Raw genomic sequence first — 12390 nt, forward strand, 5'->3', positions numbered from 1 at the left:
CCTTACGCGACGGCGTCAGCAGGAGGCGTCGTCGCCTCGATGTTGACGAGCCACGCCTTGAACTCGGGCGTCTCGGTGTTGGCGTCGCCGACCACCGGGGTGAGCGAGTTCGGGTGCCATCCTTTCTTCGTCTGGCCCATGAAGCCCCAATGCTGCGGGATGCCGACCACGTGGACGGCCTTCCCGTCGCACATCAGCGGCTTGATGCGCTTGGTGACGACCGCCTTGGCCTTGAGCGAGCCGCGCTTGGACCAGACCCGGACCCAGCCGCCCTTGACGATGCCCTTCTCCTTCGCGAGCTGCTCGGAGATCTCGACGAAGGCCTCCGGCTGGAGGATCGCGTTGATCCGGGCGTGCTTGGTCCAGCCGTGGAAGTGCTCGGTCAGCCGGTAGCTCGTCGCCGCGTAGGGGAACTCCTCCGAGGTGCCGAGATCGGCCAGGTCGTCCTTGAAGATCCGCGACGCCGGATTGCCCTTCACCCGCGGGAACGGGATGTTGGCCATCGGCGACTCGAACGGCTCGTAGTGCGTCGGGAACGGCCCGTCGCGCATCAGGCCGCGGGTCCACAGGCGGGCGACGCCCTCCTGGTTGAGGATGAACGGGCCGACGCCCTTATCGGGGGCTACGGTGACGCCGTAATCCGGCACGTCGAAGCCGACCCACTGCTTGCCGTTCCACTCGATGAGCTTCTTCTTCTCCGACCACGGCTTCCCTTCCGGGTCGCACGAGGCGCGGTTGTAGAGCACGCGGCGGTTGGCCGGCCAAGCGAAGGCCCAGTTCGGCGCGATGCCGCGGTCGCCGGGATCGGTGTTGTCCCGGCGGGCCATGGTGTTGCCCTTCTCCGTGTAGCAGCCCGAGTAGACCCAGCAGCCGCAGGCCGTGGTGCCGTCGTCCTTGAGCTGGGCGAAGCCGTCGACCTGGCGCCCGGCCGGCAGGGTCTGCCCGTCGAGGCCCGGCGTCGGGGCGAGCGTGTAGCCGTTCAGCTCGCGCGCGAGCTCGACCGGGGTCGGCTCGTGGGCGATCGCGTAGTTCCAGGTCAGGTTGAGCATCGCGTCCGGGAAGGCGCCGCCCTCCTTCTGGTACATCTCCTTCATGCGCAGGAAGATGCCCGCCATGATGTCGATGTCGGGCTTGCACTCGCCCGGCGCGTCCTGGGCCTGCCAGTGCCATTGCAGCCAGCGGCTGGAGTTGGAGAGCGAGCCCTCCTCCTCGGCGAACAGCGTCGTCGGCAGCTCGAACACCTCGGTCTGGATCGAGGCGGTGTCGACGTCGTTGTACTCGCCGTGGTTCTCCCAGAACCGCGCGGTCTCGGTCTTGAGCGGATCCATCACCACGATGAACTTCATCTTGGAGAAGGCTTCCGTCATCTTGGCGCGATTGGGGAACGACAGCAGGGGGTTGAAGCCCTGGATGATGTACCCGGTCATCTTGCCTTGCTTCGCCAGCTCGAAGCCGCGCAGCACGTCGTAGGTCGGCACGTCGAGCTTGGGCAGGTAGTCGTAGGCCCAGTCGTTCTCCTTGGTCGCCTTCTCGCCCCACATCGCCTTCTGGAACGAGACGAAGAACTTGTTGTAGTTCGACCAGTAGCTGGTCTGGCCCGGGCGCAGCGGCTTGAACTGCCGCTTCTCGGCGTAGGACTGGTAGGTCGGCTCCTTCTCGATCGGGATGTTCAGGTAGCCGGGGATGAGGTTCGACATCAGCCCAATGTCGGTCAGCCCCTGGATGTTGGAGTGGCCGCGCAGCGCCTGCATGCCGCCGCCCAGCATCCCGATGTTGCCGAGCAGGGTCTGCACGATGCACATCGAGCGGATGTTCTGCGAGCCCTTCGAGTGGTGGGTCCAGCCGAGCGCGTAGAGCGAGGCCATCGTCCGGTCGGGCGTCGAGGTCGTGGCGATGAGCTCGCAGACCTTGAGGAAGGTCTCCTGCGGCGAGCCGCAGATGCGCGACACCATCTCGGGCGTGTAGAGCGCGACGTGCTTCTTCAGGAGCTGCATGACGCAGCGCGGGTGCTGCATCGTCTCGTCGACGACCGCGTAGCCGTCCGGGCCGATCTCGTAGTCCCAGGTCGACTTGTCGTAGTCACGCTTCTCCGGATCGTAGCCGGAGAACAGCCCGTCCTGGAAGTCGTAGCCCTCGCGCACGACGTAGCCGGCGTTGGAATACGCCGCGACGTAGCGGTGCTGCAGCTTGTCGTTGTCGAGCAGGTACTTGGCCACGCCCGACAGGAACGCGATGTCGGTCCCCTGGCGGATCGGGCAGTACAGGTCGGCCACCGACGCGGTGCGCGTGAAGCGCGGGTCGACGACGATCAGCTTGGCGTTGTTGTGGGCCTTGGCCTCGACCACCCACTTGAAGCCGCAGGGATGCGCCTCAGCGGCATTGCCGCCCATGACGGTGATGACGTCCGCGTGCTTGATGTCCATCCAGAGGTTGGTCATCGCACCGCGGCCGAAGGAGGGCGCCAGACTGGCGACCGATGGGCCGTGTCAAACCCTGGCCTGGTTGTCGAAGACCAGGGCCCCCATGCTTCGGACCGTCTTGTAGGTCAGCCACGCGGTCTCGTTGGAGGTCGCGGAGGCGCCGAGGAAGCCCATCGTGGTCCAGCGGTTGACCGTAAGGTCGCCGTTCTTGGCCACGAAGTTCTTGTCGCGGTCCTCCTTCATCAGCCGGGCGATCCGCTCGAAGGCGAATTCCCAGGAGACGCGCTTGAACTCCTTCGCGCCGGCCTCGCGGTGCAGCGGGTACTTCGTCCGGGTCTCGGCCTGGATGAAGTCGAGCAGCGCCGAGCCCTTCGGGCAGAGCGTGCCGCGGTTGATCGGGTGATCGGGATCGCCCTCGACGTGCATCACCGCCGAGCGGGCGTTCTTCGACTTGTCGCCGAGGCTGTAGAGGATGATGCCGCAGGCGACCGAGCAGTAGGGGCAGGTGTTGCGGGTCTCGCGCATCTGCGCGAGCTTGAAGGGGCGCACCGCCGCCGCCATCGCCGGCTCGAGGCCGCCGAAGCCGAGGGCGCCGAGCGAGCCGCCCGCGAGGGTGACGGCGCCACCCTTCAGCAGGCCGCGGCGAGAGACCTGAATCGTCATCCGTCCATCCCGATCAGAACTGGAGTTATTCCAGCATGCATCCCAGGATTGGCGCGCCGAGGCAAGTGCGGTTCCGTGACACAGATCGTCGGTCTGTCGCCGTCGGGGCCGCCACGATTTGCCGGCCCGATCCATCCCGCGGCGGCTGCAATATTTTGCCGAGCCCGAGCCTGGCCGAAGCAAGACTTTGTTTAAGGACGTCTTACTTGGACGGCGAGGCCGGGTTCTGGCCCGAGGGGCCCGGGGTGCGGTGATCGAGCGGCGCCTGCGGCTCGGTGCCGGAGGAGGACCCGGTCGAGGCGCCCGGCACGTCGCGGTTGCGGTTCTCGGCCGTCGCGTTGCCGCCGGGATTGGGCGCGTCCTTGGCCGCCGATTCCTCCCGCGGCACGGGGGCCTGGCTCCAGCCGTCGTTGGCGCTGCGGGACTTGTCGCCCATCGCGTCGACGCCCTTGATCTCGCCGGGCTTGGTCTGGGCGTGCCCGGGAGTGCAGGCGAGCGCGATCGCCAGGGCGGCGGCGGAGATGAGGCGGGGGAGGAGCACGCGCGGGGTCCGGGGTTCTGGATCGGGGAATCGACGGGATCTCAACCGGCCAACAATCCCCCGCCGCGCACGGTTCCGATTCCGCGACATCTGCGGCCTGCCGGTGACGAGGCCTTAACCAAGCTTTGCCATTCTGCCGGGATGTCGGAATGGCGTGAGGGTCCGGTGGTCATGGCGAAGCCGCAGACGTCCCGGCCGGGCGAGACGCCCCAGACCCAGCCGCCGCTGAACCCGAGCGTGCGCCGCCACCTCGGCCAAAACCTGCGCAACCTCTACGCCGACACCCTCTCCGCCCCGGTGAGCGAGCGCCTCGAAGCGCTGATCGCGCAGCTGGACCGCCCGAAGGGCTGAGGAAGCCTCGGCGCGAGGGTCTTCGCTCTGCGGCTCGGTTTCCGGGGGTCGCCTGGGGGTGGCGAGCGGCCGAAAAGCTGCCGTTCGACCATCGGCCTGGGCCGGCGCCGCGATCCGCGCGCTCATGAGCCGGAAGGCGCCATGCTCCGCAAAGCCGTGCCGACGGCCGGTGCCCGCGCACGGGCACCGGTGCGGGCGTCGCCGAGGTCGCGGGCGCGCAGGGCAAGGGTCGCGGGCGCGCAGGGCAAGACGGTCGGTCACCCCGGCTCGCGCAGGTTCGTGAAGTTCGCGACGATGCCGGGCGCGCGGCTGCCCTTCCGGGACGAGGCCATCAACCGGACGTGGTAGCGGGCGCCGTCCGCGCCCTCGATCGTCCGCTCGGAGGGCCGGCGCGTCGCCAGCACCGTCGGGATCTCGTCCGACAGCCACGTCAGGGCGATCGGCGCCGAGAAGTTGCGCAGGGACCGGCCGACGTCGCTCGGCTGCAAGCCGAAGATCTGCGCCGCGGCACGGGTGAACATGCGGATGTGGAGATCCGGCGTCAGGAGCACGCTGGCGACGTTCATGCCCTCGAACAGCGTGGCCTGGTCGTCGCTCAGCTGATCGATCGCCTCGATCTTCGACGTCAGCTCGACGTTCATCGTCTGAAGCTCTTCGTTCAGAGACTGCGTCTCCTCCTTCGCGGCCTCGAGCTCCTCGTTGGCGGCCTGCATCTCCTCGTTGACGGAGTACAGCTCCTCGTTCGAGGATTTGAGCTCCTCGAGGGAGGTCTCGTACTCCTCGATCACGGATTGGAGCCGCTCGCGCGTGCTGCTCAGCTCGCGCTCCAGGCCGTGGATCGCCGCGTCCCGATCGTCGGCTTCCAGAGCCTGCCGCCGCTCCTTCTCGACGGGGGCGGCGGCCTCGTCGAACACCACCAGGAACAGCGGCTCCGTCTCGCTCGGCGTGTGGAGCGGCTTGACGACCAGGGTGATCGTCTGCAGGCGCCCGTCCGGAAGCTCGACGCCGATGCTGTCGCGCACGACCCGGGTGTTGCCCTCGATCGCCTCGCGCAGGGCCGTCCGGAGATCCAGCCGCAGGCCCTTGCGCGCCATCGCGGCCAGCTCCCGGGTCGGCTGGCCAGGCACGACCTCCAGATGATCGCCGATCCGCGACGAGTAATGCACGGCCTCGCCCGTCCGCGTCACGACCGCGTGGGGGGGCGTGAACTCGGACAGCATCAGCGTCTCGACCGTGTGCCGCAGGGCCGCGTGCGTCTTCACGTTGCGCCGGTGCGGATGGCCGGTCCCCACGAAGACCGCCGTGTCCGGCCCGGACATCGGCGGCAACCGGGCCGGCGGGATCGCGTCCCGCGCCTGGAAGATGCGGTGCCGCTTGTCGATCGTCTCGAACAGGTCCTCGAAGCGCGTCACGTTCTCGGCCATGCCGATGAACAGGTAGCCGCGCGGGCGCAGGGCGTAGTGCAGCACCGGCATCAGCTGCTGCTGGGCATCGACGCCGAGGTAGATCAGCAGGTTTCGGCACGAGACGAGATCGAGGCGCGAGAACGGTGGGTCGCGCAACACGCTGTGCGGGGCGAAGGTGCACAGGTCGCGCACGGCCTTCTTGACCACCGCGCTGTCGCCCTCGACGACGAAGTGCTGCGCGACCCGCTCGGGCGAGACGGCGGACAGGTAGGTCCTCGGGTAGAGGCCGGTCCGGGCGACCGTGAGCGAGCGCTCGTCGATGTCGGTGGCGAAGATCTGCACGCGCGGCGGATCCGCCAGGGTGAGCATGTGCTCGCGCAGGAGGATGGCCAGGGAGTAGACCTCCTCGCCGGTCGAGCAGGCCGGCACCCAGACCCGCACGATCTCGGTCGCCGCGCGCGCATCGAGAAGCTTCGGGATGACGTGGGCGGCGAGCGCCTCGAAGGCGGCGGCGTCGCGGAAGAAGTTCGTCACGCCGATCAGCAGATCCCGGAACAGCGCCCCGACTTCCGCCGGGTCGGCACGCAGCCGCTTGAGGTAGGCGTCCGGCCCGGCCGCCCCGACCACGCCGATGCGCCGCTGCAGGCGGCGCACGAAGGTGTTGGGCTTGTAGCCCGAGAAGTCGTGCCCGACCTGCGAGCGGAGGATGACGAAGATCTCAGCAAGCAGCTCGGCGTCGAGCTCCTGCGCGGCCGGGTCGGCCTGGGCCTCCCGCGCGGCGGTGCTGTGCGCGGCGATCCGGTCGCCCATCCGTTCGGCCGGCTCGCCGAAATCGACGAAGCCGGTGCGCAGCGAGCTGAGCGGCATGTCGGGGGTCTCGGGCCCGAAGCCGTCCAGGGTCTGGGCCAAGGTCAGGCCGCCGTGCTCCTTGATCGCCTTGATGCCGATGGCGCCGTCCCCGTCGCCGCCGGACAGGATCACGCCGACCGCGCGCTCGCCCTGGTCGAGGGCCAGGGCCGTCAGGAAGATGTCGACCGGCTTGGTCTCGCGGACCTTCGGCTCGAGCGGCCTCAACGTCAGCCGGCCGTCCACGATGCCCATGACGAAACCGCCCGGCATGACGTAGATGCGGCCCGGTCGGACCGGCGCGCCGTCGGTGGCGGTCTCGACCTCCAGCGGCGTGAACCGGGCCAGGACGTCCGGGAGCAGGCTCTTGTGGTCCCGGCTGAGATGCGTGACGATGACGAAGGCTGCCCCAAGCGTCTCCGGCACCCCGCGGAAGAAGCCCTGCATCGCTTCGATGCCGCCCGCGGACGCGCCGATGCCGACGATCGGAAAGTGGTCGTGGTCCATCACGATGTTCTGAGCCTTCGGATCGATGCAATGCCGTTCGTCGGGTCCCAGCATCCTGCGTTCTCGCCCGATGTCGAGGACGGCCGTGCGGATCAGCTGTCGTGCGTGGCCTCCTGCACGACGTAGGCGAGGCAGCGGGCCCGGGCCTCGGGGCTCTTCAGCCGCACGAACAGCCGCAGCAGCGCCACCACTTCGGGGAGATGATCCAGGCCCGCCACGGCGGTTTCGGTGTCCGGTGCCCGAGCCGGGTCGGCGGTCAGGAAGGTCGCCACCGGAACGCCCAGCGACCGGGCGATGCGGACCAGCGCACCGGGGTCGTCGTCCTGCAGGTCGTCACCGTTCATCATGACCGTCCGCCGATCCCCGCGCCGCGGCGATCAATGCACGGCGATCCCGGCCACGCGCGGTCCCATCACGCCGGCGATGCGACGCCCGACATGATGGAGCACGTGACCGAGGAGCAGGCGGGTCTGGGTGTCGGGGTCGTCTTCCGCAGCCTCGTAGGCCTCGATGAGGGACGCCACCAATTGGTTCGACGGGCCGGGGGCGTCGTCCATGCAGGATGCGAGAGGCCCCGCAGCGGTCTGCTCCCGGGAGCGTAGGACGAGCGCGCGCGAGGCCTGGAGCGTCCGCCGCGTCTCCTCGGCCATGGCGCGCAGCTCACGGGCCACCTCAAGGCACCGATCTGCTCGTGAGCGGTCTATCATCGGCGCTCCGGTTTCCGTCCCATGCCCGCACATGGACGACTTCCGTGCGGCAGATCGGAACGTGCACGCAATTTATAGATGTGGCAATCCGACGATTGCGTTCGAGGGCGATCGGGAGGACCGAACGTCAGCATGCGGGGCAGGTCGGCTTTCGCATCCATCGAGCAGACGCAAGTACAAGTCCCGCGTTCCCAAGTCGTCGCTCCATGCGCGGCCCGGAAGCGGACCGTCCGGCCTTGCCATGGGTCGTGCGCGGGCGCGACGGCGACGTCCGCTTCCGGTGGACCTGCGCGCGCGCGTCAGGTCCACCGGGCGCCCTTCATCGGCGGCGGCCTCCCGGAGCCGTACGACCCGAGCCGACATCGGAACCGTGGCCGGCCGGCACGCGGGCTCGGCGCGGCCGCGACGAAACGGCCGGTGCCAGGGATCACACCGGATCCGGCCCTTCCGCCCGCCCGGAATTTGGAATGGTTTGCAGTTTCGTGCACCTTAGGCGTGAATCGGGCACGCCATCCGGAACGCCAAGAAGGCCGGACGCCCGACGGTGGAGGAAACATGAACGAAATCGTCAAGCCGGACTCCCTGATCGTCGCGGAGGCCGAGAGCCTGACCGAGACCTTCTTCGGCGGCTGCCCGCACGATTGCCCGGACACCTGCTCGATGCTGTTCGAGGTGAAGGACGGGGAGCTGCTCGGCGTGCGGGGCAACCCAGACCATCCGATGACCCGCGGCGGCCTCTGCGTGAAGCTGAAGGACTACGAGAAGCGCCACTACCATCCCGACCGGCTGCTCTACCCGATGAAGCGCGTCGGCCCGAAGGGCGCGAAGCAGTTCGCGCGCATCACCTGGGACGAGGCGCTCGACACCATCGTCACGCGCTGGAAGGCGATCATCGACCAGCACGGCCCCGAGGCGATCGCGCCCTACAGCTACCTCGGCAACCAGGGCCTCGTGCACGGCTTGAACGGCGGCGACGCCTTCTTCAACCGCATGGGCGCCACCGTGACCGAGCGCACCTTCTGCGGCGAGGGCTCCTGCACCGCGTGGCTGCTCACCGTCGGCCCGACCGCCGGCCTCGACCCGGACAGCTACATCCACTCCAAGTACATCGTGATCTGGGCCTGCAACTCGGTCTCGACGAACCTGCACCACTGGGCCATCGTCAAGGACGCCCAGAAGAAGGGCGCCAAGGTCGTCGTCATCGACACCTACGCCTCGCGCACCGCCAAGGCGGCCGACTGGCACATCGCCCCGAAGCCCGGCACCGACGGCGCGCTCGCCATGGCGCTGATCAACTCGATCATCGCGCAGGGCCTCGTCGACCAGGACTACGTCGACAACCACACGGTCGGCTTCGCGGAGCTGAAGGAGCGGGCCGCGCCCCGCACGCCGGAATGGGCCGCCGCGATCACCGGCGTCCCGGCCGAGGACATCCGCACGCTCGCCCGCGAGATGGCGACCGAGCAGCCGGTCGGCATCCGCATGGGCGTGGCGCTGGAGCGGCATTACGGCGGCGGCCAGACCATCCGCGCCGTCACCTGCATCCCGGCGCTGACCGGCGCGTGGCGTCACGTCGGCGGCGGCGTCACCCAGTTCGGCGTGTGGGAGCATCCCTACAAGTTCGACGTGATGTGCCGGCCCGACCTGATCCCGGAGGGGACCCGCGTCGTGTCGAACCTGCAGATCGGGCGCGCGCTCACCGGCGAGCTGAAGCTCGACCCGCCGATCCTGTCGATGATGTGCTGGAACTCGAACCCCGTCACGCAGGCGCCCGAGACCGACAAGATCGTCGAGGGGCTGATGCGCGAGGACCTGTTCATGGTCTCGGCCGAGCACTTCATCTCCGACACGGCGTCCTACGCCGACATCCTGCTGCCCGCCACGATGGGCGCGGAGATGGAGGACATGATCCTGTCCTGGGGCCACCTCTACCTGACCTACAACACCAAGTGCGCGGACGCGCCCGGCGAGGCGATCCCGAACAACGAGATCTTCCGCCGGCTCGCGGCCCGGCTCGGCTACGCGGAGGAGAACTTCACGTGGTCGGACAGCGAGTGCCTCGAGCACTACGTCGACTGGTCGTCGCCGGCCTGCGAGGGCATCGACCTCGCCTACATGCGCGAGCACGGCTTCGCCCGCCTCAAGGTCGGCACGCCGGACGACCGGGCGCCGCACCGGGAGGGCAACTTCCCGACGCCGACCGGCAAGTGCATGCTGAAGGTGGAGGGCGCCACGAACTTCGTCGCGCCGCCGTTCCGGCAGATGTACGAGGGCTTCCAGCCCGGCGAGGCGCTCGATCCCCTGCCCGACTACCTCGGCCCGCGGGAATCCCACGCCAACGACCCGGAGCTGGCCAGGCGCTTCCCGCTCAACATCGTCTCGCCCAAGAGCCACTACTTCCTGAACTCCTGCTACGCCAACATGGAGGACAAGCAGAAGGGCCAGGGCGAGCAGTTCGTACTGATCAGCCAGGCCGACGCCGACGCCCGCGGCATCCGCGACGGCGACAAGGTGCAGGTCGCCAACGACCGCGGCGCCTTCAAGGGCGTGGCCCGCATCACCGACGACGTGACGGCCGGCATCGTGGTCGCGACTTTGGGCTACTGGCGCCAGCTCAACGAGGGCACGGTCAACAGCATCTCGTCGGGCGCCTTCTCCGACATGGGCCACGCGCCCTCGTTCTCGGACAACCTCGTCGAGGTCGTTCGGGCGAACTGAGGCCGCCGCCGGCCGTGCGGCCAGCAGGCGCCCCACGGGGCGCGTGCTGCCTGCGGACGGCGCCCCGGGCTTGGCCGGATGCGGCGGATGTGCGAGGCCTCGTCGGCGGTTGCGGGCGGACGCGCGGGGCGGCCGAGCCCCGGAGGGGGAGGCCATGGAACTCCTGATCGTCGACGACCACCCGCTGTTCCGCGAGGCGCTCGCCAGCACGATCGGCCTGTCCGATCCCGACGCGGTGCTGCACGAGGCCGACGGGATCGCGGCGGCCTGCGCGATGCTGGCCGCCCATCGCGGCATCGAGCTGACGCTGCTCGACCTGTCGATGCGGGGGGTGTCGGGCTTCGACGGGCTCGTCACCATCCGCGCCCGGTTTCCGCGCGTGCCGATCCTGGTGGTGTCGGGGCACGAGGATCCGCGCATCATGCGCGAGGCGCTGCACCACGGGGCGGCCGGCTACGTGCCGAAGGCGGTCGACAAGGCGACGCTGACGCGGGCGATCCGGGACGTGCTCGCCGGCGCGCTCGCGATTCCCGAAGGCCTTGCCGAGGCCGGGCCGCCCGCCCGCGGCGCCGCGCGGAAGGCCCCGCTCGCCGAGCGCATCGCCCGGCTCACCCCGCAGCAGATGCGGGTGCTGCTGATGATCCGCCAGGGCAAGCTCAACAAGCAGATCGCCCACGCGCTCCAGGTCGGCGACTCGACCGTGAAGGCCCACGTGTCCGAGATCCTGCGCAAGCTCGAGGTGATCAGCCGGACGCAGATCGTGATCGACACCGCGTCGCTCGACTTCGACCGCCCGCAGGACGGCCATGCCGGCTGAGCGCGCGCGGTCTTCGCACCACACGCGATCTTGAGATCCGGCAGTTTCCTGCCGATCCGAGCGATCTTTGCAGCCTATGATAGCAACGGCCCGGTCCGGCCTTAACATGCGTCAACCGGACCGGCACGATCGACTGGTGCTTCGCCGGCGGAGCCCGGCCCTGTAGGCTCCCGACCCCGGTGCGACCTTTGCGACGACGCTCGGATCGCGCGGCTGATCCGCCGGTTGCCCTGCCGGATCGACGCCCCATCTTCCCCGTCGAGGGCGGCGTCAGCGAACAGGATCGACCGTGACCGTTTTTCGAACCATCCGTTTCCGCGGGCTCGCCCTCGCGGGCGCCCTCGCCGTGGCGCTGCCCGCCCTGGCCCACGCGCAGGAGATGCCGCGGATCGACGGCGCCCACAACGCCCTGCTGATCCACGGCAACTTCTGCGGCCCGGGCAACCGCGGGCCGGGGCACCCGCCGGTGGACGCCCTCGACCTCGCCTGCGCCCACCACGACGCCTGCACGCCGGACCGCGCCTCGGGCCGGCTGCCGCACTGCGCCTGCAACGACCGCCTGCGCGAGGAGGCCGGCCTCGTCGCCCACGATCCGCGCACGCCGCAGACCGTCCGCGACACCGCGCAGTTCATCGCCGACGGCGCCGACCTGCTGCCCTGCGACGACTGATCCGGCCCGACGCCGCCTCGGCCCGGCGGCCGCCCCCGCCGGGCCGCCGCCGCGGGCCGGGCGCCGCTCAGGTGTGGGCGAAGATGTCGACCTCGGGCCAGCCGTCGAGGTCGAGCCGGGCGCGGGTCGGCAGGAAGGCGAAGCAGGCCTCGGCGAGATCCGTGCGGTTCTCGCGCGCCAGCATCCGGTCGAGGCGGTCGCGCGCGGCGTGGAGGTGGAGCACGTCGGAGGCGGCGTATTCCACCTGCGCCGGCGTCAGCGTCTCGGCGCCCCAGTCGGAGGATTGCTGCGCCTTCGACAGGTCGACCCCGACGCATTCGCGGACCACGTCCTTGAGCCCGTGCCGGTCGGTGTAGGTGCGCGCGAGCTTCGAGGCGATCTTGGTGCAGTAGACCGGCGCCGGCATCACCCCGAGCGCCCGGTACAGCACCGCGAGGTCGAACCGCGCATAGTGGAAGATCTTCCGCACCCCCGCATCGGCCAGGATGCCCGCCAGCACCGCGGGCACCGGCCCATCGCGAAGGATCTGCACGACGTCGGCCGAGCCGTCCCCCTTCGAGACCTGCACGACGCAGAGCCGGTCGCGATGCGGGTTGAGCCCCAGCGTCTCGGTGTCGACGGCGATCGCCGCCCCCGGCTCATACCCGGCCGGCAGGTCGCCGCGATGCAGGCGGATGGTGTGGCTCGGCATGGTTTTCGGGCTTTTGGGGGTGGCGGGTTTTCGGCGGGTATCATCCGCTGGGG

Annotated in this window: 10 protein-coding genes; 4 read left to right on the forward strand and 6 right to left on the reverse strand. The window is 69.6% G+C overall.

The features are described 5' to 3' along the window. Positions 1 to 2 precede the first annotated feature (2 nt). Together fdnG and ACFZ8E_RS00100 are read right to left on the reverse strand one after the other, a co-directional pair. Positions 3 to 3083 carry a formate dehydrogenase-N subunit alpha gene (fdnG, locus tag ACFZ8E_RS00095; RefSeq protein WP_147728353.1) on the reverse strand — a complete coding sequence of 1027 codons (3081 nt, stop codon included), beginning with the start codon at positions 3081 to 3083 and terminating at the stop codon, positions 3 to 5. 202 nt (positions 3084 to 3285) lie between these two features. Further along, a complete protein-coding gene (locus ACFZ8E_RS00100; RefSeq protein ID WP_405041654.1) occupies positions 3286 to 3624 on the reverse strand; it encodes a hypothetical protein in 339 nt (112 codons plus the stop codon). Between the two features lie 171 nt (positions 3625 to 3795). Here ACFZ8E_RS00100 and ACFZ8E_RS00105 point away from each other — a divergent pair, with 171 nt between their 5' ends. Then, positions 3796 to 3975 (forward strand): NepR family anti-sigma factor, encoded by a 180-nt coding sequence (locus tag ACFZ8E_RS00105; RefSeq protein ID WP_147725361.1) that lies wholly within the window; start codon positions 3796 to 3798, stop codon positions 3973 to 3975. Between the two features lie 257 nt (positions 3976 to 4232). Here ACFZ8E_RS00105 and ACFZ8E_RS00110 read toward each other — a convergent pair whose 3' ends face one another. The 3 genes from ACFZ8E_RS00110 to ACFZ8E_RS00120 are packed head-to-tail and all read right to left on the reverse strand — an operon-like array spanning position 4233 to position 7405. Further along, positions 4233 to 6788 (reverse strand): CheR family methyltransferase, encoded by a 2556-nt coding sequence (locus ACFZ8E_RS00110; protein WP_243938210.1) that lies wholly within the window; start codon positions 6786 to 6788, stop codon positions 4233 to 4235. A gap of 38 nt (positions 6789 to 6826) precedes the next feature. Then, on the reverse strand, positions 6827 to 7081 hold the full coding sequence (locus ACFZ8E_RS00115; protein WP_243933075.1) for a hypothetical protein: 255 nt from the start codon (positions 7079 to 7081) through the stop codon (positions 6827 to 6829). Positions 7082 to 7111: 30 nt separating this feature from the next. After that, positions 7112 to 7405 carry a hypothetical protein gene (locus tag ACFZ8E_RS00120; RefSeq protein WP_147725363.1) on the reverse strand — a complete coding sequence of 98 codons (294 nt, stop codon included), beginning with the start codon at positions 7403 to 7405 and terminating at the stop codon, positions 7112 to 7114. 591 nt (positions 7406 to 7996) lie between these two features. Between ACFZ8E_RS00120 and ACFZ8E_RS00125 the strand changes: the two genes are divergently transcribed. From ACFZ8E_RS00125 to ACFZ8E_RS00135, 3 genes are all read left to right on the forward strand, one after another. Further along, on the forward strand, positions 7997 to 10159 hold the full coding sequence (locus ACFZ8E_RS00125) for a molybdopterin-dependent oxidoreductase (protein ID WP_243933073.1): 2163 nt from the start codon (positions 7997 to 7999) through the stop codon (positions 10157 to 10159). Positions 10160 to 10313: 154 nt separating this feature from the next. Further along, positions 10314 to 10976 carry a response regulator transcription factor gene (locus ACFZ8E_RS00130; RefSeq protein WP_243933071.1) on the forward strand — a complete coding sequence of 221 codons (663 nt, stop codon included), beginning with the start codon at positions 10314 to 10316 and terminating at the stop codon, positions 10974 to 10976. Positions 10977 to 11265: 289 nt separating this feature from the next. Then, positions 11266 to 11646: a hypothetical protein gene (locus ACFZ8E_RS00135; protein ID WP_405041655.1), complete on the forward strand. Its 381-nt coding sequence runs from the start codon at positions 11266 to 11268 to the stop codon at positions 11644 to 11646. Between the two features lie 67 nt (positions 11647 to 11713). Here ACFZ8E_RS00135 and ACFZ8E_RS00140 read toward each other — a convergent pair whose 3' ends face one another. Continuing rightward, positions 11714 to 12337, reverse strand: a complete 624-nt coding sequence (locus ACFZ8E_RS00140) for a ribonuclease D (protein WP_147730061.1) — start codon at positions 12335 to 12337, stop codon at positions 11714 to 11716. Between the last annotated feature and the right edge of the window lie 53 nt (positions 12338 to 12390).

The sequence above is a fragment of the Methylobacterium sp. HMF5984 genome, assembly GCF_045033435.1.
GTDB lineage: Bacteria > Pseudomonadota > Alphaproteobacteria > Rhizobiales > Beijerinckiaceae > Methylobacterium.